Here is a 22,790-nt window from a genome sequence, read left to right as displayed (position 1 = left end):
GACCATTGGGTTGATAGGCCAGAAATGGAAGCACAGTAATGTGTTGTCGAGTTGACTGGTACTAATAGGCCGAGGACTTGCCCACAAAGATGTTACGCATCCACTCTACAGCTCTGAAACACCACACAACCACACATAGATGTGAGCGTGTGTGGGTGTTTCACAGTGTTTCGGTGGTTATAGCGTCAGGGAAACGCCCGGTCCCATTCCGAACCCGGAAGCTAAGCCTGACAGCGCCGATGGTACTGCAACCGAAGGGTTGTGGGAGAGTAGGACACCGCCGGACTAACATTAAAAAGAAGGCCCAGGTCGGTCGAGAACCCCAGAGTTCTCCCGACCTGGGCCTTCTTTTCATGTCTGCCTCCCGGCACACCCGTGACGGACACCCGTATCTCGCGTGACGGAACCCGTAACTCACGTGATCAGAAACGCCACTCGCGTGATCAGATGGACGACACACGTGATCAGACGGACGACACGATGTTGCCCGGGGCCGTGCGCCTTGTCGTCCATCTGATCACGTGTGCCGTCCACACAAACACGCGTGTCGTCCACCTGATCACGCGAATGACGTCGCCAGACACGCGAATGACGGGTGTGGACACGCGTGTGACGGGGTGAGGCACGCGAGGGGCGAGGTGGGCATCCCCGTGAGGGGCCGGGGTGAGGTGCGGGGTGGGGTGAGGTGCGGGGGCGTGAGGGGTAGCGGGAGGAGTCAGGGGCGGGTCGGGCGGCGTAGGTGGTAGATGTCCATGATCCAGCCCTTTCGGGAGCGGGCGGAGGTGCGGACGGTGCGGATTTCCGCGGCGAGAGTGGCGGACAGGGGGCCGGAGAGCAGCAGCTCGTCGGGCGTCCCGAGGTACGCGCCCCAGTAGATCTCCAGGCCCGTGCCGGCGAACTGCGAGAAGGTGCAGTTCGCGTCCAGCATGACGAAAACGTCGTCGACGTCCGCGGGCCAGCCGGCCTCCAGGCGACGGCCGGTCGTGATCAGGACCGGGCGGCCGATCTGGTTCATCGTGATCCGGTGCCGGGAAGTCAGCGCGGCCACACTGCTGACCCCGGGAATGACGTCGTACTCGAACTCGACGTTCCCCCTGGCCTGCACGGCGTCCAGCAGTGTCAGGGTCGAGTCGTAGAGCGCGGGGTCGCCCCAGACGAGGAACGCGCCCCGCTCGTCGGGACCCAGGGAAGCGATCATGTTCTCGTAGACGTCGGTCCGGAGCTGGTGCCAGTCGGCGACGGCCTTCCGGTAGTCGTCCGGAGTACGGTCGCGTTCGGGGTCCGGTGCCCGGACGACGCGGTAGCCGGGCCGTTCGACGAACCGGTCGAGGATCTCCTGGCGCAGCGCCGTCAGGTCCTGCTTCTCCGAGCCCTTGTCGAGGACGAAGAACACATCGGTCTCGTTGAGCCGCCGGACGGCCTGGACGGTCAGGTGTTCCGGGTCGCCGGCGCCGATGCCGATGGCGGAGATCTTCCTCATTTCCGCAGTGTGCCCGCACCCTCTGTGCAAACCCCTACCCCCACGGGGTATAAAGGAAGTGATCGCTCCACCTGTCCTGTAGAGGAGTTCGTACCGATGGCCGAGACCACCTACACCGTCAAGGGCATGTCCTGCGGGCACTGCGCCTCCTCCGTCACCGAGGAGGTCAGCGGGATCGCGGGCGTCAGCGCCGTGAACGTGGACGTCGCCAGCGGCAAGGTCACCGTCACCAGCGACTCGCCCTTGGACGTCCAAACCGTCGACGCGGCCGTCACCGAGGCCGGTTACCAGCTCGTCTCGTGAGCACCGCCGTCAAGGTGTCGGCGTTCGCCGCGGCCCTGGTCGCGGTGTTCGCCGTCGCCTGGGCGATCGGTTCCGCCGTCGGGCCGCTGGACGAGCCGCCCGCGCCGGCGCCGACCAGCGAGCATCACGGGCACCATCCGGGAGGTACGCCGTGAGCGCCGCGACTTCCCAGCGGGTCGAACTGGCCATCGGCGGGATGACCTGCGCGTCCTGCGCCGCGCGGGTCGAACGCAAACTGAACAAGGTCGACGGCGTCTCCGCCACGGTCAATTACGCCACCGAGAAGGCGCAGGTCGACTTCCCCGCCGCGCTCTCGGTCGAAGAACTCGTCGGTGTCGTCGAGTCCGCCGGCTACACGGCCCAGCCGCCCAAGCCCGACGAAGACGAAGACCAGACGGGCGCGCTTCGTACGCGTCTCGTCGTTTCGGCCGTGCTCGCCGTGCCGGTGATCGTGCTGGCGATGGTCCCGGCCTGGCAGTTCACCTACTGGCAGTGGGTCTCGCTGGCGTTGGCCGCGCCGGTCGTCACCTGGGGCGCGTGGCCGTTCCACCGCCCGGCCTGGACGAACCTCCGCCATGGCGCCGCCACCATGGACACCCTCATCTCACTCGGCGTCGTCGCCGCCACGCTCTGGTCGCTGTACGCCCTGTTGTTCGGCACCGCCGGGGTACCCGGCATGCGGCACGGCTTCGAGTTGACGATGCAGCGCGGGTCCGGCGCGGGCAACGTCTACCTCGAGGTCGCCGCCGGGGTGACCACGTTCCTCCTGGCCGGCCGCTACTTCGAGGCCCGGTCCAAGCGCCGCTCCGGCGCCGCGCTGCGGGCGTTGCTCGAACTCGGTGCGAAGGATGTCGCGCTACTGAAGGACGGCGCCGAGAGCCGTGTCCCGATCGGCACGTTGAAGACGGGTGACGAGTTCGTCGTGCGGCCGGGGGAGAAGATCGCCACCGACGGTGTCGTGACCGCCGGGGGATCGGCCGTCGACTTGAGCATGCTGACGGGTGAAGCCGTCCCGGTCGAGGTGACCAGCGGAGACGCCGTCGTCGGCGGGACGGTCAACGCGAGTGGACGGCTCGTCGTCCGCGCCACCCGGATCGGCGCCGACACGCGGCTCGCGCAGATGGCACGGCTCGTCGAGGACGCGCAGAACGGCAAGGCGCGGGTCCAGCGGCTCGCCGACCGGGTGTCGGCTGTGTTCGTCCCGGTGGTGATCGCGCTCGCGGTCGGCACCCTCGGCTTCTGGCTCGGAGCGGGCAGCGGGGCCGACGCGGCCTTCACCGCCGCTGTCGCGGTCCTGATCATCGCTTGCCCGTGCGCACTGGGGCTGGCCACGCCGACGGCGCTGCTGGTCGGTACCGGTCGTGGCGCGCAGCTGGGCATCCTCATCAAGGGACCGGAAGTGCTCGAGTCCACTCGTGCGGTCGACACCGTCGTCCTGGACAAGACCGGCACGGTGACCGCCGGGAAGATGAGCCTCACCGACCTGTTCGGCGCCGACGAGACCGAGGTGTTGCGGCTGGCCGCGGCGGTCGAGCACGCTTCCGAGCATCCGATCGCCCGCGCGATCGTCGCGGCCGCCGAAGAGCGCCTGGGCGAACTGCCGCCGGTCGACGGATTCCGCAACGTCGAGGGCCTGGGTGTCCTCGGTGAGGTCGAGGGCAAGACCGTCCTGGCCGGGCGGCCCGCGCTCCTCGAGCGCCACGGCATCGCTGTCGGCGTCGAGTATTCCCAGGTCAGGGTGGCCGCGGAGGAACGTGGCGCCACCGCGGTCGTCGTCGCCTGGGATGGCGAGACGCGCGGTGTGGTCGTCGTCGCCGACACGGTCAAGCCGACTTCGGCCAAGGCCGTGGCGGAGCTGAACGCGCTCGGGCTCCGCCCGGTCCTGCTGACCGGCGACAACACCGGTTCCGCGAAGGCCGTCGCCGCCGAAGTGGGGATCGACGAGGTGATCGCGGAGGTTCTGCCCGCCGACAAGGTCGACGTCGTCAAGCGGCTGCAGGCCGAAGGCCGCGTGGTCGCCATGGTCGGCGACGGCGTCAACGACGCGGCCGCGCTCGCGCAGGCCGACCTCGGTCTCTCGATGGGGACCGGGACGGACGCCGCGATCGAGGCAGGCGACCTGACCCTGGTGCGCGGCGACCTGCGCGCGGCCGCGGACGCCATCCGGCTTTCGCGCCGCACACTCGGCACGATCAAGGGCAACCTGTTCTGGGCGTTCGCCTACAACGTCGCCGCGCTGCCCCTGGCCGCCCTCGGCCTGCTCAACCCCATGATCGCCGGGGCCGCGATGGCGTTCTCCTCGGTGTTCGTCGTCACCAACAGCCTGCGGTTACGCCGGTTCCGCGGGAACGCCTGATCAGGACCGGACCAGCCGGGCGATGGCGTCGGACGCCTCCCGGACCTTGAGGTCGGCCTCTTCACCGCCCGCGGCGGCCGCGTGGACCACGCAGGTGGCGAGGTGCTCGTCCAGCAGTTCGAGGGAGAACGACTGCAGCGCCTTCGTGGCCGCGGACACCTGCGTCAGGATGTCGATGCAGTACTTGTCCTCCTCGACCATCCGCTGCAATCCGCGGATCTGCCCTTCGATCCGGCGCAGGCGCTTGAGATAGGCCTCCCGCTCGGTGCCGTAGCCCGTCATTCCGCACCCGTTCTCTCGTCGTTCCCTGTCACCGATCAGTATACCCTCCCCACGTATGTGCCCGGGCGGGTCGAATTTCCGGGTGCCAGGATGTCGAGGACGATCCGGCGGCTCCGACTCCTGCGTGAGTGGCCGGGCACCGGCCGGACGACCAGGAGGAACACCGATGAAGTACATGATCATGATCACCATGAACCCCGCCGCCTGGGACGCCCTCCCCGAGGAGGAGCGCAACGAGGTGGTCGCCCGCATCGACCCTTTCATGAAGAAGCTCACCGAGAGCGGCGAACTGCTGGGGACGCAGGCGCTGGGGGAGCCCAAGGAGAGCACGGTGGTGCGGGTGCGTGACGGCGTCCCGGTGGTCACCGACGGCCCGTTCGCGGAGTCGAAGGAGTACCTGGCCGGCTTCTACCTGGTCGAATGCGACAGCAAGGAGCGTGCGATCGAGATCGCGGGCCAGATCCCGGACGCGCATGTCAACGCGATGGAGATCCGGCCCGTGGTGTTCTCCTCTGGCGACCCCGCCTAGGTCGCGGCCGCTTCGGTGCCGGTGCGGGCTTCGGGCCTGCTCCGGCGCTGAACGGGCACTTCCGGTCTCGGTGAGTCGGGCACCGCCAGTACCGAGCCGGCCTCGGTGAGCAGTTCGCGGCAGCCGACCAGCTGTTTCAGCACGTCATCGCGCAGGCGGAGGGCCACGTCGGCCTCCTGCCGCGCCTCGGCGACCAGGCGCTCGCTCTCTTCGGCGGCGTCGTCGAGCAGTTTTCGCGCTCTGGCCTGCGCGGCTTCGTCCCGTGCGGCGAGCGCGCGCATCGCCTCCGCGCGGCGCACCGTCATGGCGCGCTCGAAGTCTTCGGTGATCCGCTTCCGTTCCGCCTCGGCCTTGGCGGCCTCTTCGGCGGCACGCGCGGTGATGTCGTCGGCTTCTTCGCGGGTGAGTTCGAGCATGCGGCGCGAGCGCTCCTGCAACGCGTCCGGCGCGATCGGCACCCGGCTGATCCGGTCGACCGTGGCCTTCAGATCGCGATTGCCTTCTCGCGCGGCGGTGAGTTCGGCGGCGAGCGCGTCCCCGCGGCGGAGCGCTTCGTCGCGTTCGGCTTCCACCCGTCGTAGTTCGGCTTCCACCTCGCGAACGAATTCCCGGACCTGAGCGCGATCGAAACCACGCCACGCCAGATCGAAGCCGGGCATCTCCATTGGTCACCTCCACAGTGGTCGATGTGTCGCCATTGGGCGCTTTCTCTTGCCACACGGGGCTTTCACCGACCAGTGTGCCTGAAGCCTCGGCGACACGCGCCACTGGTGGGTGGTCTATGCGTTGAACGGTACGCGCAAGCGGGAGGAAGGGTGAAGCTCCGAGGCGATGGGAGAATGGACGACCATCGCTTACCCCTACTGGAGGTGGCCGCGTGACGAGCAGCCGAATTCGGGTCCCTGGCTGGAATACGGCGACAGCGGCCGAAGGGTATCGGCAGGTCAGAGAGAACTTCGCGATCTTGCTCGCCGATCACGCGGGCGCCGCCGACCGGGTCGTCCCGGCATGTCCACAGTGGACTGTGCGTGAGCTGCTCGCGCACTTGGCCGAGATCTGCGACCGGGTGATCACCCGGTTCGGCGGCGAGGCCTGCCCGGTACCGGAGACGGCGTCGGCCGCCGAAGTGCTGAAGCTCTGGCTCGAACGCGGTCCCGAGGCCGACACGCTCCTCGCCGCCGACGGCGACGGGAAGGGCCGAGGTGACATCATGGTGATGGACGCCTTCACCCACGAACTCGATCTCCGGTACGCGCTCGGCGTCCCGCCGCCCGGGGCGCACGCCGCCTGGCTGCGGGCGTTCGAGGTCCTCGTCCGCGGCCTCGGCGACTCGCTGGGCAGGCACGGACTGCCCGGGATGCGGATCGAGACCGAGGGCGCGACGTGGATCGCCGGTACCGAACCGGTCGCCGCGGTGCTCTCGGGCGCGCCCGTGGATCTTTACCGCTCGCTCGCCGGGCGCCGGAGCCCGGCCCAGATCGCCGCCATGGACTGGCTCGGCGATCCCGAGCCGTGGCTCCGGGCCTTCACCTGGGGACCGTTCGCTCCGCCGGAAGCGGAGATCGAACGGTGATCAGCCGGTCGGGGACATCGAGGACAGCGCCGCGGCCAGCGCGAGCACCACGGCCACGATCAGCACCTCGACCCCGACACTGATCCGCAGTTTCCGCAGGTCGGCGGTCACCACACCGGTGCCGCCGCGCCCGGCGATCCCGCGTCGCACGGCGTTGCGGCTCACGTTCGCCACCAGCAGCAACGCGGCGAACCCGGCCAGCTTCACCAGGAAGAGGATGCCGTAGGCCGACGTCCAGAGCGCTTCCACCGACGGCACGAGCCGGAAGCCGAGGTAGGCGCCGCTGACCACCATGATCACGATCGACCGGGTGGCGATCGGGTGGAACCGGGCCAGCGCCGGCTCGGCCTCGGACGCCGAATACCGGCCGCGCAGGAGCACGGCGAGCTGGATCAGCCCGCCGACCCAGACGGCCATCGCGCCGAAATGCGCCAGGTCGGCGCTGACCGAGAGGAACATGATCTTGTCGGCCACCGCGTGCCCGGTCGCGGAGAAACTCAGCATCACGACGAACCCGGCGGCGATGCCGAGGTTCTCGTAGCGCGAGCGCAGCCGATCCGGCAGGTCACCCGCGAGCAGCCGTCGCACGATCACGACGAGCGCGACGATCGCGGCCAGGCGCAGGAGCAGGAGCTTCCCGTACGCCACCCGCAGGGTCGCCTCGATCAGCGCCGGGTCGAAGATCGCGCCCGCGCCGCGGCCGGCGACGTAGGGGCCTTGCAGCAGGAAACCGGCCACGGCCGTGACCCCCGAGAGCCACAGACCCGTGGTGATCAGCTTCCGCGCCGACGGATCGGTGCGGCCCTCCGGGCGGCAGACCAGCAGGAACACCAGCCCGCCCAGCAACGCGACACCACCGAAGGAGCCCCAGCGGAAGGTGGTGAACAGCGCGTCGGTCACCGGATCGGTCCCGGTGGAGGCGGACACCGCGCCCGCCGACGTGATCAAGGGACCGGTGCCGATCACGAAGGCGATCGTGCCGCGCACCGGATGCGAATCGGTCGAGACGAAGGCGTACTCGACGAGATAGCTGCCGTCCGGAAGGTCGGGTTCGAGTTCGACGGCGACCTCTTCGGCGACTTCGCCCGGTTGGAACACCGGGCCGGCCACCACGTCGGTGCCGTGGGTGTCGACTACCTTGATCGAGTTCGGCTGGATGCCGATGTTCTCCGACAGGGTGAGCGAGACCCGGGCGGGGGCCGAGGTGAGCCGGGCACCGTCGGCGGGGTTCGAAGAAAGGAGTTCGACGTGGGCCGAGGCCGGGGCCGCGGTGAGCACCGCGACCCCGAACCACGCCGCCAGCGCCGCCAGTAGCGCGAAGAGCCTCCTGGTCACGACGCCGCGGTCGCCAGCTCGCGCCGGCTCTCGGGCGAGCACGTGCACCCGGTCAGCTCCCACTCGGCGGCGGTGGCCTTCCGGTGCACGAGCATCGCGATGATCATCGGTATGGTGACGATCGTGTTGTAGAACAGGTGCAGTTCCACGCGCGGGATGAACAGCTGGATGACGCTGCTCGGCGCGGTGCCGCCGCCGAGGCGCCAGCCGGTCTGCGCCTGGATCAGCAGGAGCAGATGTTCGATGTGGTGCCAGAACTGCAGCCCCAGCGCCAGGTTCCACCACTGCCGCGAACGGCCGGCGAAACCTTTGCGCAGGGCGAACAGCGCGACCAGCATGACGATGGCGTACCCGTAGTGCAGCCATTCGGAGCTGATCAGTGCCGGGAAGGGGATCCCGAGCACGCCGCGGGCGTCCGCGGTCTTCCAGCCGAGCGCGTAGATCTGGAACGCCTGTACCAGGTGCTCCGCCCAGTGGGCCACCACTACCACCGCGAAGACGGCGAGCGCCGCGCGGTGGTATTTCCCGTTGAGCGCGGCGAGCATACCCGGGCGACGCGAATCAAGTGTGGCCATGCAGGGCTCCTATGACGAAAAGACCGACCGGTGACGGATCTTGACAATAGCCTGCGATCCGGAGGTTTCCGTTACTCCGGATTGCTGATCCGACCTGCGGTATTACGCCGTATGGCTCAGCGGACGACGATTCCTTCGGTCACTTTGGGAGCCGCGGGAATGTGGAACAATTCCGCGAACAGTTCGAGGTGTTCGAACGCGCCTTCGAGGCGGATCTTGCCGGTTCGCGTCGCGTCGGCGGCGGTGAGGTCACCGGTCAGGATGTCCTTGAGGAACGGGCCCAGCGGTTCGATGACCGCGTCGGCGCCGGGGTGCGCGCCCTCCGCGACCTTGAGCGCGCCGTCCTCGACGATCGCGTGCAGGATCATCTCGCCCGGGTAGCGCAGTTCGTAGGTGACCTGGACGCCCTTGGCCTTTTCGCTCCGGAAGGTCGTGTAGAGCGAGAGGATCGCCGAGTCCAGGGTGAAGACGTCCTCGGCGGAGGGCTGCCCGAGCGACCGGGCGCCCCAGAGGCCGAGGTCCAGCACGATCTGGTCGAGTTCGCTGCCGTACTCGGTGAGTTCGTAGACCACCGCGGCGTCGAGCTGGGGGAGCAGGCGGCGGCGGAGCACCCCGGACTGCTCGAGTTCGTTGAGCCGCGCGGAGAGTGTGCTCGGCGGGATCTTGGGCAGGCCCGACTGCAGCTCGGTGAACCGCTTCGGGCCGAGGACGAGGTCACGGACGATCAGCAGCGACCAGCGTTCGCCGATGATCTCCAGCGCCCTGGCCAGACCGCAGAACTGCCCATAGGTACGAATGCTCATCCGTCGATCCTCACTTTCGTTTCCGTGCCGGGAATGGTGTTCACGCGGGTTCACCCTCGGAAAGCAGGCCGTGGTGCAGTACCTGCAGTTCGTCACAGGGTTCGACGCCCAGTTCGTAGTTGAGCCGAGTCCGCACCTGACGGTACGTGGCGAGCGCGTCGGAACGCCGCCCGCTGCGGCCGAGCACGCGGATCAGCTGCCCGTGCAGGGCTTCGTCCAGCGGATTCGCGGCGACCAGGGAACGCAGTTCGCCGATCAGCTCGTGCCGCATCCCGGCCGCGATGTCCGCCTCGATCCGCAGATGCAGGGTGCTGCGCCGCTGTTCGACGAGGTCGACCGAGTACGCCGACAACACCGGTCCACAATGGACGTTCGCGAGCGGCGGCCCCGACCACAGGGCGAGCGCGGAGCGGAAGGCCTTCGCCGCATCGGTGTGCTCGCCCCGCAGTTGCAGTTCCCGGCCCCGCTGCTGCAGCTCGTGGAACTCGAAGACGTCCACCTGCTCGGGGGCGATCCGGAACACGTACCCCGGCGGTTTCGTCGCCAGCATGGTCTCACCGTACGGGGCGAGCTCGTTCTCCTCGATGCACTTGCGCAGCTGGTAGACGTAGGTGTGCATGGTGGTGCGGACACTGCGCGGCGGGTCGTCGGCCCACAGTTCCTGCACGATCGCGTCGATGGGCACGATCTTCCCGGGGCTCATCACCAGCATGGCGAGCACCTGAAGCAGCTTCGGTGTCGTCGGCGCGTAGTCGATCCCGTCCCGCACGAGTTCGAGCGGGCCGAGGAGGGTGAAACGGACGGGACTTGCGGGCGTGACCGGAATCGGGTTGGGTGCCGAGCCGTGGTGCGTGTCCGCTACTCGTGATCCGGTGTACATCGCAAGCGCCCTCCAGCTCGATACGCGTCGAGACCTGATTCCCAGTACTTCGACAGTGGCAGAGCGGCCCGTCACGGGCCAGTGAGTGGTCCACCAGCTGCCGCGTGCGTGTGTCCCGGAGGAACGTGGGTTTTTCATGTGCGACGCATGAATCGCGCACTGGCCGGGGCGGAGGCGGCCGAGCAGGATTCGAGAATCGAACCGACCTACTGGGGGTCCACATGCGCGAGGCATCGTCCACGTCCCGCCCGATCAGCGGTGGCCTGGGGTTCAAACGGCATCTGCGCGTGGAGATCCGCGAGGGGACCGGCGCCTATCTGTTTTCGGAACAAGGGGTCATCGCGATACGCGGCGCGCAGGTCGCGTCGGTGGCGGCCCTGCTCGACGGCACCCGCGACCTCGACGGACTCCTGGCCGCCCGCCCGGACGGGATGAACGCCGAACAGGTCACCGGTGTGCTGGCCAGGCTGGTCGAAGCGGGTCTGGTGACCATCCACGTCCCGGACGAGATCAGCGGGGACGAACGGGCGCTCGCGTACTGGGACGCGTGCGGTCTCGACTCCTCCGCGGTGGCCAGCCGTCAGAAGCCGGCGACGGCGAGCCTGACCGCGATCGGCAGTGGCATCGACACCTCGCAGGTGGCGAGCGGGCTGGCCGCGAGCGGGATCGAAGTGGTCGACACGGCTTCCGAACTGGCCATCGTGCTGTGCGACGACTACCTCGACCCACGCCTGGCGGAGATCGACGCCGAACACCGGCGTACCGGGCGGCCGTGGCTGCTGGCCAGGCCGTCGGGTTCGCAGGTGTGGATCGGCCCGATCATGCAGCCCGGCCGGTCCGGCTGCTGGCACTGCCTGACGAACCGGTTGTGGGGGCACCGGCACGCCGAGGCCTGCGTGCAGGAGGTCCTCGGGCACGACGGTCCCGCCTCGTTCCCGATGCCCGCCGTGCCGCCGCTGACCGCGGCCGCGTCGCACCTGATCTCCCTCGAAGCGTCCAAATGGCTGGCGGGACACCGCTATCCGGGGCAGCAGGCCGTGTGGATCCTGGACACCCTCGACCTCCAGGGGCGCCTGCACGAACTGCGGCGCCGTCCCCAGTGTCCCGAATGCGGTGACGAGGGGATCGTCGCCGCGCGGACGGCCGAACCGGTGGTGCTGCGGGAGGCCAAGAAGGCGACGTCGGGCGGGGGCGGGCATCGGACCCTCACCCCGGTCGAGGTGCTCGACCGCTACCGCCACCTGGTCAGCCCGGTCACCGGGATCGTCAAGGAGATCTCGCGCGACCCGCGGGCGCCGGCGTTCGTGAACGCGTACCAGTCCGGGGGGAACGTCGCGCGCCGCGTGCGCGGTGAGGCGGGGTTGCAGGCGGGGCTGCGCGGGGAGAACGGCGGCAAGGGCGCGAGCCCGATCGACGCCGAGGTCGGCGCGCTGTGCGAGGCGATCGAGCGGTTCTCGGCGAACTACCAGGGTGACGAACTGCGGATCCGCGACACCTTCCGCGCGCTCGGCGACGACGCCGTCCATCCGAACTCGTGCATGCTCTTCGACGAGCGCCAATACGACGGCCGCGTCGAGTGGAACGCCGCACACTCCACCTTCCAGTACGTCCCGGATCGGTTCGACCCCGAAGCCGCCATCGACTGGACACCGTTGTGGTCGCTCTCGCAGCAGCGCCGGAAGCTGATGCCGACCGCGCACCTGTATTACGGCGTGCCGTGGGAGTGCGGGCTCACCGGGGTGCGCGCGGACTCCAACGGCTGCGCGGCCGGGAGCAGCATCGAGGACGCGATCCTGCAGGGACTGCTCGAACTCGTCGAACGCGACGCCGTCGCGTTGTGGTGGTACAACCGGCTTCCCGTTCCCGGCGTCGACATCGCTTCGTTCGACGACCCGTGGGCCGAGGAGATGGTCGGCCAGTACGCGCGGGCAGGCCGGGAACTGTGGGTCCTCGACCTGACGGCGGACCTCGGTGTTCCGGTGATGGTCGCGCTGTCCAGGAGTATCGTCGGGCCGCGCGAAAACGTCATGATGGGCTTCGGTGCCCACCTGGATCCCAGGACGGCGCTGCGGCGGGCGGTCAGCGAGCTCAACCAGCTGATCCCGGCGGTGCTCGCGAACGACGTCGAGCTCGACGATCCCGACGCGGCGCGGTGGCTGCGGTACGCGACGGTCGCGAACCAGCCGTATCTGCGGCCGGCGCCCGGCCGGTCGGCGAAACGGGCCGCGGACTTCAAGTTCGTCCGTCGTCCCGATGTCCGTGACGACGTGGAGTGCTTGGTACGCAGGCTTTCCGTGCTGGGAATGGAGACGCTGGTGCTGGACCAGACGAGACCCGACATCGACCTCCCGGTGGTCCGGGTGGTCGTGCCGGGGCTGCGTCCGTTCTGGAGCCGCTTCGCCCCCGGACGGCTGTTCGACGTGCCGGTGCGCCTGGGCAGGCTCGCCGAACCGACTCCTTACGAGCGGCTGAATCCCTTCCCCATGTTCTTGTAGAGCAAAGCTGGAGCAACAGTTGACGACAGATCCCCCCGGCGGTGTGGCCGAAACGATCCCCCTGTGGTCGCTCACCGACGACAGCCTCGTCGAGATCAGTGAGGACGGCTCACTGGTGGTCGTCACGCGCTGGGGCGAGCACGAATTCCCGCACGCGGAACCTCTGGTGGTGGAATCGTTGCGGCGGATGGCCTTGGGGCCGGTGTCGCTGGCGAACGTGACGTCTTCGTGGGAGCCCGTCGAACGGGAGCCCGATCTCGAAAGCGAACTGAGCTGGACGGCCGAAGGCGCCGACGTGCTGCGGCAGGTGCTCAAGGAACTCGGCGGTTCCGTGGTGCGCTCGCTCGGTCTCGCCGACGGCCGCGGCCCGCTGCTGTCGGTGATCCCGGTCGTGCTCGCGCCGGTGTTCGCGCCGGTGGAGATCCCCGCCACGCGGCCGATCCGGTTGTCCCGCTTCAGTTCCCTGCGTTCCGACGCCGAGGGGATGGGGCTGGAGTCGCCGTCCGCGCGCTACCGCGTCGTGCTGTCGCAACCGTGGGCGGTGCACGTCGCGGCGACCCTCGCGACGGCGAAGTCGGTCGGAGAACTCGCGACCACGACCGGGATCGATCGCGGCGTGGTCGGCGGGATCGTGTCCTACCTGGTCGCCGCGGGCGTCGTCCAGGCCGCCGGGGAGAACGGCAGGTTCGCCGAGGACGAAGATCCCGAACTGGGCGTGTGGTCCCCGGACGAGCTGTCGTTCCACACCACGAGCCGGACCTGGCGGCCCGGCGGCCCGGCCGACCTCGCCGGGCTCGGGAATCCGCCGGTGGTCAAGGCCCCCACCGGCGAAGGCCCGAGCTACTCGCTGTTCCGGCCCGACCTCGCCGACCGCGCCGAGACCGATCCGACGCTGACGGCGTTGCTGGAGAACGACCACAGCTGCCCCGAGTTCACCGAAAGCGTGCTGTCGGCCGAGCAGATCGGCGAGTTCCTGTACCGCGGCGCGCGCATCCGGTCGATCGGCCCCGCGCATCTCCCGAACGGGCCCGCGCACACTGCCTCGCAACGGCCGTATTTCAGTGTCGCCTGCCTGTACGAACTCGAGCTGTACGTGTCGGTGAACCGCTGTTCGGGGCTGGACCGCGGGATCTACCACTACGATCCGCTGGGCCATCGGCTCAGCCTGGTCAACGACGACGCCGCCGATCTCGACGAGATGCTCGACATCGCGATGATCGGCGGCGGCAACCATCGGCGGCCCTCGGCGCTGATCACCGTCACCGCGCGGATGCCGCGGATGGCGTCGGTGCTCGGTGGCGGCGCGTACGCCACGACGCTGGCGCATGTCGGCGCGTTGCAGCAGACGCTCTACCTCGTCGCCCGCGCCATGGGATTGGCCGCGCACGCCGTTCCGGTGGACGCCGGCGACCGCGTCGACCGCGCGCTCAAACTCGACTGGCCCGCCGAGGTCGGCGTCGGTGAATGCGTGCTCGATTTCCCGGTTTGAGGCCGGAGCCGGTCGGGCCACCGGCCCGACCGTCCACCGATCGCGCAAGTTCGGACAACGCCGCAGGACCCATCTCGATCGCTCGTCGAGCCCGCTGAAATCACCGACGCGTTAGCTGGCGTACAGAGAAAAGCGACAGCGAATCCGAGGTTGGTCTGATGCAGCTACGAACAGTCGCCATGGCGGCGAACGAGAAAGGCGTCACCGAACCCGGTCGGCACCCTGAGCCGGCATCCCCCTTGCAACCCGCGGTGCTGCAGGCCATTTCCGCGATGCACGCGAGGTATTTCGACCCGATCACCTTGAGCGATCTGGCACAGGAAGTCTTCGTCAGCCCGTTCCATTTCTCGCGGATCTTCGCGAAGGCGACCGGCGTCACCCCCGGCCGCTACCTCACCGCGATCCGGCTCTTCGAAGCGAAACGACTGCTGCTGACGACATCGCTGACGGTGTCGGACATCGTGTGCAGCGTCGGCTACAGCAGTGTCGGCACGTTCACGAGCCGCTTCACCCGTGCGGTCGGGATGACCCCGACCCAGTACCGCGACCCCGAGGTCGGCGAACTGCTCGTGGCGCTGGCCCCGCATTTCCAGCGGCTTCCGACGCTGGATGCGTTGCACAGCGCCGGAATGGGCAGCCCCACGATGCGCAGCGGTACCGGCACGATCAGCGTGCGGGTCGAGACCCCGCGCGGGGCAGGCCCGGCGACCGTCCTCATCGGACTGTTCGCCGAGTCGATCCCGCAGTGCGGCCCGGTCGCCTTCGGCGGCAGGGCGAACGTCCTGTCGGCGGACATCGAGATCCAGAACGTCCCCGAGGGCCGGTGGACCGTCATCGGGGTGGCCGAGCACGCCGCCGGTACCGCGGCGTCCTCGTTCTCCGTCGGCACGATGCCCGGCCGCGTCGACATCACCCCGTACGGCATGGTCCACCTCCGGATGCCGATGCGCGCCCCGCTCCCGACCGACGCGCCGATGGCGATCACCCTCGCCGGTGGCCCGTCGTCGGCCGGGAACCGGATGGTCACGCCGGCGCCCGGGTACCTGCGCGCGGTGGCCTGAGCGAAGATGTTCCCGCGTTCTCCCGGTCTCGCAAACCGGGAGAACGCGGACGCAACCGTGGAGTAGCTGGGCTATCACCACGCATGTGACGCTTTAAGTGATCCCAGAATTCGAATCCACCCGATAGGGGGAGAGTGCGTTGGGCAATGGTTGGCGCACGATCAGACGTCGCATGATCACGCCGGACGTCTCCGAGACGTCACTGGAAAAGCGCGGTTTCCACAAGAAGAGCCCGGCCGCTCAAGAATTGCTGGAGACCGTCGGTGAGAAATTCCTGCTCGGTTACGCGCACGCGGTCGAAGCGCGTTCCACCGAGCAGGCGGAAGAATGGCTCGAACGTATTCCGGTGAAATACCGCGGCTTCGCCTACGAAGGCGCGGGAATGGGTTACGGAATGCTGGACGGGCTGCCGGGCGGTGGTCGACGGCATATCGCGGGGTTCCTCGACGGGCCCGGTGAGAAGCACGACTACATCATCTACGTCGGCGTCGGCTGGGCGATGGCGCGGCTGCCGCGCTTCCGCTGGCCCTCCGCCGAGGACTTCGACCCGTTGCTGCGCTGGCTGGTGCTCGACGGCTACGGCTTCCACCAGGCGTACTTCAAGACGGCGAAGTACATCGACGGGCAGTTCCAGGACCCCGCCTTCTCCTGGCCGCCCGGCAACGACGGGTACTCGCTGCGGGCGATCGACCAGGGCATCGGGCGGGCGCTGTGGTTCATCTGCGGTACCGACGTCGATCTGGTCACCGACGCGATCGCGCGCTTCCCGGAGCGGCGCCACGGAGACCTCTACGCCGGAGTCGGGCTCGCCTCGACCTACGCGTGCGGTGTCACCTCCGACGAACTGCTGAAGCTGGCCGAGTTCGCCGGTGAACACCGCGGGAACCTCGCCCAGGGCAGTGCTTTCGCCGCCGAGGCCCGCGTCCGCGCCGGGCTGCTGATCCCCGAGACCGAGGTCGCCACGCAGGCGATCTGCGGGCTGCCGGCCGAGCGGGCCGCGGCCATCACCCAGGAGGTGCGCCCCGCGACCGTGGTCGACGGCGAACTCCCGGCATTCGAAACCTGGCGACAGCGCATCGCCGAAGCGATTCTTTCTGGAGGTGCAGGGAAATGACCGCGACCTTGGGCTGGCTCCGCAAGCAGCTTGCGGGCATCGTGGCGTTGGTGCTGATGGCGGGTCTGTTCGTGGTGGCGCAGCTGCCCGCTGTTTCGACCGCCGAGGCCGACACGATGGCCTCGAAGTACGCGTTCGAACCACTCACGATCGCCTTGCCGGAAGCGGCGAAGAGCCAGTCGATCCGGACGGTGAACAAGGACTACGAGCACATCCGGGCCTGGATCTCGTCGGTGGGTGCCGCGATCGCGGTCAACGACCTCGACGGCGACAAGCTCGCGAACGACCTGTGCTTCGTCGACCCGCGCAGCGACCAGGTCGTCATCACCCCGACGCCGGGCAAGGGCGGCGACCGCTACGCGCCGTTCGCGCTCGACGCGGCGCCGCTGCCGATGGGCAAGTACATCGCGCCCATGGGCTGCGTGCCCGCGGACTACAACGAGGACGGCCGGGTCGACCTGCTGGCCTACTACTGGGGCCGCACCCCGATCCTGTTCCTCTCGAAGCCGGGCGCCACGAAACTGGAGCCGAAGGCCTACGAGCCGGTGGAACTGGTGCCGGGCAACAACTCCAAGAACGGCGAGTACTCCGGTCCACTGTGGAACACCAACGCCGCCTCGGTCGGTGACTTCGACGGCGACGGCCACCAGGACATCTTCATCGGCAACTACTTCCCCGACAGCGCGGTGCTGGACGACCGCGTCCAGGGCGGGGTCGAGATGAACAAGTCGATGTCGCACGCCGACAACGCCGGCGGCAAGTACATCTTCCGCTTTACCGGGGCCACCCAGGGGGCCAAGCCGACGGCCACGTTCGTCTGCGACGACAAGGCCATCCCGGCGGACGCGCAGGGCGGCTGGTCGCTGGCGGCCAGCGCGACCGACGTCGACGGGGACAACCTGCCGGAACTCTACATCGGCAACGACTTCGGCCACGACCGCCTGCTGTACAACAAGTCCCGCCCCGGCCACGTCGAATTCGCCGAGGTGAAGGGTGTTCGCGGGCCCAACGAGCCGAAGTCCAAGGTGATCGGCAACGACTCCTTCAAGGGCATGGGCGTCGACTTCGGCGACCTCGACCACGACGGTCTCTACGACCTGTACGTCAGCAACATCACGACGTCCTGGGGGATCGAGGAAAGCCACTTCCAGTTCATGAACACCGCCAAGGACACCGCGGATCTGCGCGGCCGTCTGCAGGGTGGCGAGGCGCCGTGGGTCGACCGCAGCGCACAGGCGGGCACCGCGTGGTCCGGCTGGGGCTGGGACGTCAAGATCGCCGACTACAACAACAGCGGCGAATCGGTGATCACGCAGGCGACCGGCTTCGTCAAGGGCGACGTCAACCGCTGGCCGCAGCTGCAGGAACTGGCGACCTCGAACGACGAACTGCTGAAGCACCCGTCCTTCTGGCCGAACATGGTGGCCGGTGACGACGTCGGTGGCGACCACACCCTGCACTTCTGGGCCAAGAGCGCCGACGGCCGCTACACCGACCTCGCCCCGCGCCTCGGGCTCGCGGTCCCGGTGCCCACCCGCGGTATCGCCACCGGTGACGCCGACGGCGACGGCAAGCTCGACTTCGCCGTGGCCCGCCAGTGGGAGCAGCCGATCTTCTACCGCAACGTCAGCCCCGACGCCGGGTCCTACCTGAACCTGAAGCTGGTGCACGACAAGGCTTCGGCGGACGGCCCGCTCAAGGCGGCCGGCACCGCGGCGATCGGCGCGCAGGTCACCGTCATCACCCCCGATGGCAAGAAGTACATGGACCGGGTCGACGGCGGCAGCGGCCACTCCGGCAAACGCAGCCACGAGATCCAGATCGGACTCGGCAAGGTCACCGGGCCGGTGAAGGTCTGCCTGCAGTGGCGCGACCTGACCGGGCAGATCCGCACGCAGGAAGTCCAGCTGACCCCGGGCAGCCACACCTTCCAGCTCGGCGCTCAGGCTAAGGAGAAATGACCGTCATGGCTGAGCAGACACTCACCGCACCCAAGAGCAACAAGACGATCACGGCCCTTCGCCGGTTCGCGATCTCGATCACCGTCTTCAACATCATCGGCTACACCGTGCTCGGTTTCGAGCAGCCCTACACCTATCCGTTCATCGCGCTGGCCACGGCCTACGCCACGGAAATCCTGCTGGAGATCATCGGCGCCCGGACACAGGGCCGGGGCGTCCGCTTCCGCGGCAACGGTTTCAAGGGGCTCGTGGAGTTCCTGTTCCCGGCGCATATCACCGGTCTCGCGCTGAACATGCTCACCTACGTCAACGACCAGGTCCTGGTCATGATGTTCGGCGTCGTCGTCGCCGTCGGCGCCAAGTGGGTCCTGCAGGCCCCGGTGCGCGGCCGGTTGCGGCACTACATGAACCCGTCGAACTTCGGCATCACGATCATCCTGCTGGTGTTCCCCTGGGCGAGCATCGCGCCGCCGTATCACTTCACCGAGCAGGTCGACTCGTGGGTCGGCTGGCTGATCGTCGGCATCATCATCGTGTCGGGCACCGTCCTCAACGCGATGCTGACGCAGCGGATGTGGCTGATCGGCGCCTGGCTGATCACCTTCGCGCTCCAGGCGATCATCCGTGGGTGGATGTTCGACACCGCCATCCCCGGCGCGCTGGGGATGATGACCGGGGTGGCGTTCGTGCTCTACACGAACTACATGGTCACCGACCCGGGCACGACCCCGTCGAAGCCCGCGTCGCAGGTCCTGTTCGGTTCGGGGGTGGCGATCGCCTACGGGTTCTTCATGGTCGTGCACGTGGCCTACGGCCTGTTCCTCGCCACCGCGCTGGTCTGCCTCATCCGCGGCGGGTTCCTGTGGGGGCTGCACTTCTCCAAGAAGGCCACCGAGAAGTGGGAGGCCGAGCAGGCGAAGTCGGCCGAAGTCACGTCCCTGCCCAAGCCGGCCGAGAAGCCGGAGACGGAAACCGGGGCCGTGGCGGCATGACCTCCAGTGCGGAAACCAGCCGGGCGGCGCGTCTCGCGCCGCCCGGCCCGCCGCGCCGAGCGACCTTCGGTCTGCTGAAGAAGCTTTTCACCGACCGGCTGGCGCTCATGTCGGATTCGGCGGAGGCGCACGGGGACGTCGTCCGGATCGCGATCGGTCCCAAGACGATGTACCTGGTGAACCACCCCGACCTGGCGAAACACGTGCTCGCGGACAACGCGGCCAACTACCACAAGGGAATCGGCCTCCAGGAGGCGAGACGGGCACTCGGCGACGGGTTGCTCACCAGTGACGGCGACGTCTGGAAGAAGCAGCGCCGGACCATCCAGCCGGTGTTCCAGCCCAAGCGGATCGCGCGGCAGGCCTCGGTCGTCGCGAACGAGGTCGAAGGCCTCTTGAAACGCTTGCGGGACACCGAAGGACCGGTGGAGATCCTGCACGAGATGACCGGGCTGACCCTCGGTGTGCTCGGCAAGACCCTGCTCGACGCGGACCTCGGCGGATTCACCTCGCTGGGGCACTCCTTCGAAGCCGTGCAGGACCAGGCGATGTTCGAAGCGGTGACGCTGAGCATGGTCCCGCAGTGGGCACCGCTGAAGAAACAACTGCGGTTCCGGGAATCGCGGGCCGACCTCCGCCGGATCGCCGAGGAACTCGTCGAGCAGCGGCTGGCCAACCCGGTCGAAGGCGGCGAGGACGTGCTCTCCCGCCTCATCGCGACCGACGGGACCCGCGAGCAGATGCGGGACGAACTGATCACCCTGCTGCTGGCCGGGCACGAGACGACGGCGAGCACGCTGGGCTGGGCGTTCCATCTGCTCGACGAGCATCCCGAGATCGCGGCGAAACTGCGTGCCGAGGCCGACGCGGTACTGGGCGACCAGTTGCCGACACACGACGACCTGCACCGGTTGCCGTACACGGCGAGGGTGGTCGAAGAGGTCATGCGGCTGTATCCGCCGGTGTGGCTGCTGCCGCGGGTGGCGCAGGCCGACGACGAGATCGGCGGCTATCACGTCCCCGCCGGATCCGACGTCGTCGTCGTGCCCTACACGCTGCACCGGCATCCGGCGTTCTGGCCGGAGCCGGAGAAGTTCGACCCGGACCGGTTCGATCCGGACCGGCCGAGCGGGCGGCCCCGCTACGCCTACATCCCGTTCGGCGCCGGGCCGCGATTCTGCATCGGCAACAGCCTCGGCGTGATGGAGGCCGTCTTCGTGCTGACGATGGTCCTGCGCGACTTCGAACTCAGGAAGCTCCCCGGCTACGACGTGGTGCCCGAGGCGATGCTCTCGCTGCGGGTGCGGGGCGGGCTGCCGATGACCGTGCACACCAGGAACAGGAGGTAGGTTCCATGGATTCGGACGAACAGGTCAAGGTGTCCACTTTGGAGGCCTACGCGGACACGATCCTGCCGGGGGAGAAGCGGTTCCCCGGCGACCACGCGATCGCCGGCGCGGCGGAGGGGCCGGGCGCGGTCGTGGCGGGTGCGCTCGAATTGCTGCACACCGACGCGACCGGGGTGACCGTCGGGCTGCCGTATCTGGCGCAGTCCCTCAACGAACACGCGAAGGGCTACGCCAAGGAGCACGACCTCACCCTGGACGAGTCGCTGCCGCCGTTCGTCGCGTTGTCCTTCGAGCACCGGACGGGGCTCGTGCGGTCGCTGACCACGCCGGGGCATCCGGAGAAGGACGGCTGGGTGAGCCTCGCCTTGTTCTGCAACATGTCCTTCGACAGCGCGGCGCACAAGCACACCGCTGAAGCCATCGCCGAGGGACACCCCGGCCTGCTGGCGATGGGGTACACCGCGCCGGACGAAGACGGGCTGTGGCGGTTCCCGAAGTTCTCCTATCGCCGCGAGCTGGCGCGGCTCCACCCCGACACGACACCTTCCGGGAGCCCCGCATGACTGCCTACGACAAGACCGACGTCGTCATCGTCGGCAGCGGGTTCGGTGGCTCCATCCCCGCCTACCACTTGGCCGCGGGCGGGGCGAAGGTCACCGTGCTGGAACGCGGGCCCTGGCTGGAGACGAAGGACTTCGAGCACGACTATCTGCTCGGCTCGTCCTACACCCGGGCTTTCGACTTCGTCGTCGGTGACGGGATGAGCGTGCTCGGCGGGAACTGCGTCGGCGGCGGCAGCGTGGTGTACTTCGCCGCGATGCCGCGCGCGCCGAAGTTCGTGTTCGAGCGCCACGGCAGCATCGGCCGCCGCATGTGGCCTTCGGAGATCACGCGGGACTCGCTGGAGCCTTGGTACGACCGGGTTTCCGAATCGCTGCCGGTGTCCAAACAGGACTGGAACGACGTCTCGTACGCCGGTGGGCTGTGGGCGGCGTTCTGCGACCACTCCGGCCGGACCGCCAACCCGGCGCCGGTCGCGGTGGACAACGACCGGTGCGTGAACTGCAACTTCATGATGGCCGGCTGCCGGTTCGACGCGAAACGCTCGCTGTTGACCAACTATCTGCCCGCCGCGCTCGCGCACGGCGCGAAGATCCGGCCGCTGCACGAGGTCCAGCGGATCGAGCGGATCGACGACGGCGACTACCGCGTGCACTTCAACATCGTCGACGACGAGGACTACCGGCTCCAGTCCGGCAGCGGGACGATCGACGCGAAGATCGTCATCATCGCCGCGGGCGCCGGCGCGACCCCGGTGATCCTGCAGCGTTCGGAGGCGGCGCTGGGCACCATGCCGCACGGGGTCGGCCGGTACTTCTCGGGCAACGGTGAGCGGCTCAACACCGCGATCATCAACGAGGAGCGGGTCCGCGAGGTGCTCGGACTGTCCCGTGAGGACGGGAAGGTCTACGAGGCCAACCACATCGGCAAGGGCCCGACCGTGGCGAACTGGGACAAACTCGACGGTTCGCTGCCGGAGTACGAGCGGTACTCGCTGGAGCAGCTGTACTTCCCGCCGGGGCTCGGCACGATTCTCGCGCAGGTCCCGGACGGGGACGAGCCACGCTGGTTCGGGGTGGAGAAAAAGGAGATCCTCAAGAAGTGGGCCTCCTGGCTGACCATCTTCCTGATGACCGAGGACGACAACGAGGGTGTCTTCGGCGCGCCGCCGCCCACCGGCAACGCCTACCGCATCTCGCAGCAGATGCTCGGCCGCGGTCCGCTGAAGTACGACCCGACGCCGAACACGCGGCACGGCTGGGCGCTGGCCGACGCGGAGTGCAAGGAGATCCTCGAAAAGGACGGCCTGGCGAAGGTGTCGCCGTGGACCAACGACGTCGTCGGCGCGTACACCGTGCACCCGCTGGCGTCGTGCCGGATCGGTGACGACCCGAAGACCTCGGCGCTGCACCCGAACCACGAACTCCGCGATCACCCCGGGATCTTCGTGACCGACAGCGCCTCCGTGCCGGGCGCGCTGACGGTGAACCCGGCGATGACGATCGCGGCGCTGGCCGAGCGTTCGGTGCCGGGCATCGTGCGGGCGCTCCAGGCACGCGGCGTCGACGTCACCTATGGCGCTCCCGCCCCGGACGGCTCCATCACCGGGCGGCGCGCCGTCGGCAAGCTGTCGCTGGTGGCCGGGAACTGAC

21 protein-coding genes and 1 rRNA gene are annotated in these 22,790 nt (G+C 68.6%); 15 read left to right on the top strand and 7 right to left on the bottom strand.

What is annotated here, in order from left to right:
- The first annotated feature begins 169 nt into the window (after positions 1 to 169).
- Positions 170 to 286: ribosomal RNA gene (rrf, locus tag ACLJQ7_RS17210) — 5S ribosomal RNA — on the top strand.
- Positions 287 to 715: 429 nt separating this feature from the next.
- On the opposite strand, the gene cobF is transcribed toward rrf, so the two are convergent.
- Positions 716 to 1,480, bottom strand: a complete 765-nt coding sequence (cobF, locus tag ACLJQ7_RS17205) for a precorrin-6A synthase (deacetylating) (RefSeq protein ID WP_410649194.1) — start codon at positions 1,478 to 1,480, stop codon at positions 716 to 718.
- Positions 1,481 to 1,576: 96 nt separating this feature from the next.
- Here cobF and ACLJQ7_RS17200 point away from each other — a divergent pair, with 96 nt between their 5' ends.
- From ACLJQ7_RS17200 to ACLJQ7_RS17190, 3 genes are read left to right on the top strand one after another with little or no spacing between them, the layout of a single operon-like run.
- Positions 1,577 to 1,783, top strand: a complete 207-nt coding sequence (locus ACLJQ7_RS17200; RefSeq protein ID WP_410649193.1) for a heavy-metal-associated domain-containing protein — start codon at positions 1,577 to 1,579, stop codon at positions 1,781 to 1,783.
- The gene (locus ACLJQ7_RS17195; RefSeq protein WP_378444000.1) at positions 1,780 to 1,938 is read left to right on the top strand and encodes a hypothetical protein; all 159 of its coding nucleotides are present in this window, start codon (positions 1,780 to 1,782) and stop codon (positions 1,936 to 1,938) included. The genes ACLJQ7_RS17200 and ACLJQ7_RS17195 overlap by 4 nt, the downstream gene beginning before the upstream one ends.
- Positions 1,935 to 4,139: a heavy metal translocating P-type ATPase gene (locus ACLJQ7_RS17190; protein ID WP_410649192.1), complete on the top strand. Its 2,205-nt coding sequence runs from the start codon at positions 1,935 to 1,937 to the stop codon at positions 4,137 to 4,139. Before ACLJQ7_RS17195 ends, ACLJQ7_RS17190 begins: the two co-directional genes overlap by 4 nt.
- Here ACLJQ7_RS17190 and ACLJQ7_RS17185 read toward each other — a convergent pair whose 3' ends face one another.
- Entirely contained in the window at positions 4,140 to 4,421 is a 282-nt protein-coding gene (locus ACLJQ7_RS17185) for a metal-sensitive transcriptional regulator (RefSeq protein WP_007034631.1), read from the bottom strand.
- A gap of 166 nt (positions 4,422 to 4,587) precedes the next feature.
- Here ACLJQ7_RS17185 and ACLJQ7_RS17180 point away from each other — a divergent pair, with 166 nt between their 5' ends.
- Positions 4,588 to 4,950, top strand: coding sequence for a YciI family protein (locus tag ACLJQ7_RS17180; protein ID WP_410649191.1), 363 nt, complete (start codon positions 4,588 to 4,590; stop codon positions 4,948 to 4,950).
- Here ACLJQ7_RS17180 and ACLJQ7_RS17175 read toward each other — a convergent pair.
- The gene (locus tag ACLJQ7_RS17175; protein WP_410649190.1) at positions 4,947 to 5,615 is read right to left on the bottom strand and encodes a M protein; all 669 of its coding nucleotides are present in this window, start codon (positions 5,613 to 5,615) and stop codon (positions 4,947 to 4,949) included. The two genes, ACLJQ7_RS17180 and ACLJQ7_RS17175, sit on opposite strands and share 4 nt — an antisense overlap.
- 212 nt (positions 5,616 to 5,827) lie before the next feature.
- Between ACLJQ7_RS17175 and ACLJQ7_RS17170 the strand changes: the two genes are divergently transcribed.
- The gene (locus ACLJQ7_RS17170; protein WP_410649189.1) at positions 5,828 to 6,523 is read left to right on the top strand and encodes a maleylpyruvate isomerase family mycothiol-dependent enzyme; all 696 of its coding nucleotides are present in this window, start codon (positions 5,828 to 5,830) and stop codon (positions 6,521 to 6,523) included.
- Here ACLJQ7_RS17170 and ACLJQ7_RS17165 read toward each other — a convergent pair whose 3' ends face one another.
- The 4 genes from ACLJQ7_RS17165 to ACLJQ7_RS17150 form a co-directional block, all read right to left on the bottom strand.
- The gene (locus ACLJQ7_RS17165; RefSeq protein ID WP_410649188.1) at positions 6,524 to 7,858 is read right to left on the bottom strand and encodes a copper resistance CopC/CopD family protein; all 1,335 of its coding nucleotides are present in this window, start codon (positions 7,856 to 7,858) and stop codon (positions 6,524 to 6,526) included.
- Entirely contained in the window at positions 7,855 to 8,433 is a 579-nt protein-coding gene (locus ACLJQ7_RS17160; RefSeq protein WP_410649187.1) for a hypothetical protein, read from the bottom strand. Before ACLJQ7_RS17160 ends, ACLJQ7_RS17165 begins: the two co-directional genes overlap by 4 nt.
- A 116-nt stretch (positions 8,434 to 8,549) precedes the next feature.
- The gene (locus ACLJQ7_RS17155; RefSeq protein WP_410649186.1) at positions 8,550 to 9,236 is read right to left on the bottom strand and encodes a winged helix-turn-helix transcriptional regulator; all 687 of its coding nucleotides are present in this window, start codon (positions 9,234 to 9,236) and stop codon (positions 8,550 to 8,552) included.
- A gap of 40 nt (positions 9,237 to 9,276) precedes the next feature.
- Complete coding sequence (locus ACLJQ7_RS17150) at positions 9,277 to 10,116, bottom strand: AfsR/SARP family transcriptional regulator (protein WP_410649185.1); 840 nt, start codon at positions 10,114 to 10,116, stop codon at positions 9,277 to 9,279.
- 221 nt (positions 10,117 to 10,337) lie between these two features.
- Between ACLJQ7_RS17150 and ACLJQ7_RS17145 the strand changes: the two genes are divergently transcribed.
- The 9 genes from ACLJQ7_RS17145 to ACLJQ7_RS17105 all read left to right on the top strand — a co-directional run bounded on the left by ACLJQ7_RS17145 (position 10,338) and on the right by ACLJQ7_RS17105 (position 22,789).
- On the top strand, positions 10,338 to 12,611 hold the full coding sequence (locus ACLJQ7_RS17145) for a TOMM precursor leader peptide-binding protein (protein WP_410649184.1): 2,274 nt from the start codon (positions 10,338 to 10,340) through the stop codon (positions 12,609 to 12,611).
- Positions 12,612 to 12,654: 43 nt separating this feature from the next.
- A complete protein-coding gene (locus ACLJQ7_RS17140) occupies positions 12,655 to 14,100 on the top strand; it encodes a SagB family peptide dehydrogenase (protein WP_410649218.1) in 1,446 nt (481 codons plus the stop codon).
- 158 nt (positions 14,101 to 14,258) lie between these two features.
- On the top strand, positions 14,259 to 15,161 hold the full coding sequence (locus tag ACLJQ7_RS17135) for a helix-turn-helix transcriptional regulator (protein WP_410649183.1): 903 nt from the start codon (positions 14,259 to 14,261) through the stop codon (positions 15,159 to 15,161).
- Between the two features lie 160 nt (positions 15,162 to 15,321).
- Positions 15,322 to 16,275, top strand: a complete 954-nt coding sequence (locus tag ACLJQ7_RS17130; protein ID WP_410649217.1) for a DUF1702 family protein — start codon at positions 15,322 to 15,324, stop codon at positions 16,273 to 16,275.
- A complete protein-coding gene (locus ACLJQ7_RS17125; protein ID WP_410649182.1) occupies positions 16,272 to 18,236 on the top strand; it encodes a CRTAC1 family protein in 1,965 nt (654 codons plus the stop codon). Before ACLJQ7_RS17130 ends, ACLJQ7_RS17125 begins: the two co-directional genes overlap by 4 nt.
- Complete coding sequence (locus ACLJQ7_RS17120; protein WP_410649181.1) at positions 18,233 to 19,228, top strand: enediyne biosynthesis protein; 996 nt, start codon at positions 18,233 to 18,235, stop codon at positions 19,226 to 19,228. Before ACLJQ7_RS17125 ends, ACLJQ7_RS17120 begins: the two co-directional genes overlap by 4 nt.
- Positions 19,225 to 20,577 carry a cytochrome P450 gene (locus ACLJQ7_RS17115; RefSeq protein WP_410649180.1) on the top strand — a complete coding sequence of 451 codons (1,353 nt, stop codon included), beginning with the start codon at positions 19,225 to 19,227 and terminating at the stop codon, positions 20,575 to 20,577. The genes ACLJQ7_RS17120 and ACLJQ7_RS17115 overlap by 4 nt, the downstream gene beginning before the upstream one ends.
- A 5-nt stretch (positions 20,578 to 20,582) precedes the next feature.
- Positions 20,583 to 21,140 (top strand): DUF5987 family protein, encoded by a 558-nt coding sequence (locus ACLJQ7_RS17110; protein WP_410649179.1) that lies wholly within the window; start codon positions 20,583 to 20,585, stop codon positions 21,138 to 21,140.
- On the top strand, positions 21,137 to 22,789 hold the full coding sequence (locus ACLJQ7_RS17105) for a GMC family oxidoreductase N-terminal domain-containing protein (protein ID WP_410649178.1): 1,653 nt from the start codon (positions 21,137 to 21,139) through the stop codon (positions 22,787 to 22,789). The genes ACLJQ7_RS17110 and ACLJQ7_RS17105 overlap by 4 nt, the downstream gene beginning before the upstream one ends.
- Position 22,790: the final 1 nt, after the last annotated feature.

Source organism: Amycolatopsis sp. cmx-4-54, assembly GCF_046548895.1.
GTDB lineage: Bacteria > Actinomycetota > Actinomycetes > Mycobacteriales > Pseudonocardiaceae > Amycolatopsis.
Note: the sequence above shows the minus strand (reverse complement) of the source record. Positions and strands in the feature narration are given on the sequence as shown.

Bases quoted from the DNA above. Each gene is read 5' to 3' on its own strand.
- cobF (WP_410649194.1), bottom strand. From the start codon at position 1,480: ATGAGGAAGATCTCCGCCATCGGCATCGGCGCCGGCGACCCGGAACAC.
- ACLJQ7_RS17115 (WP_410649180.1), top strand. From the start codon at position 19,225: ATGACCTCCAGTGCGGAAACCAGCCGGGCGGCGCGTCTCGCGCCGCCC.
- ACLJQ7_RS17175 (WP_410649190.1), bottom strand. From the start codon at position 5,615: ATGGAGATGCCCGGCTTCGATCTGGCGTGGCGTGGTTTCGATCGCGCT.
- ACLJQ7_RS17155 (WP_410649186.1), bottom strand. From the start codon at position 9,236: ATGAGCATTCGTACCTATGGGCAGTTCTGCGGTCTGGCCAGGGCGCTG.
- ACLJQ7_RS17110 (WP_410649179.1), top strand. From the start codon at position 20,583: ATGGATTCGGACGAACAGGTCAAGGTGTCCACTTTGGAGGCCTACGCG.
- ACLJQ7_RS17145 (WP_410649184.1), top strand. From the start codon at position 10,338: ATGCGCGAGGCATCGTCCACGTCCCGCCCGATCAGCGGTGGCCTGGGG.
- ACLJQ7_RS17150 (WP_410649185.1), bottom strand. From the start codon at position 10,116: ATGTACACCGGATCACGAGTAGCGGACACGCACCACGGCTCGGCACCC.
- ACLJQ7_RS17160 (WP_410649187.1), bottom strand. From the start codon at position 8,433: ATGGCCACACTTGATTCGCGTCGCCCGGGTATGCTCGCCGCGCTCAAC.
- ACLJQ7_RS17180 (WP_410649191.1), top strand. From the start codon at position 4,588: ATGAAGTACATGATCATGATCACCATGAACCCCGCCGCCTGGGACGCC.
- ACLJQ7_RS17200 (WP_410649193.1), top strand. From the start codon at position 1,577: ATGGCCGAGACCACCTACACCGTCAAGGGCATGTCCTGCGGGCACTGC.
- ACLJQ7_RS17125 (WP_410649182.1), top strand. From the start codon at position 16,272: ATGACCGCGACCTTGGGCTGGCTCCGCAAGCAGCTTGCGGGCATCGTG.
- ACLJQ7_RS17185 (WP_007034631.1), bottom strand. From the start codon at position 4,421: ATGACGGGCTACGGCACCGAGCGGGAGGCCTATCTCAAGCGCCTGCGC.
- ACLJQ7_RS17105 (WP_410649178.1), top strand. From the start codon at position 21,137: ATGACTGCCTACGACAAGACCGACGTCGTCATCGTCGGCAGCGGGTTC.
- ACLJQ7_RS17120 (WP_410649181.1), top strand. From the start codon at position 18,233: ATGACCGTCATGGCTGAGCAGACACTCACCGCACCCAAGAGCAACAAG.
- ACLJQ7_RS17135 (WP_410649183.1), top strand. From the start codon at position 14,259: ATGCAGCTACGAACAGTCGCCATGGCGGCGAACGAGAAAGGCGTCACC.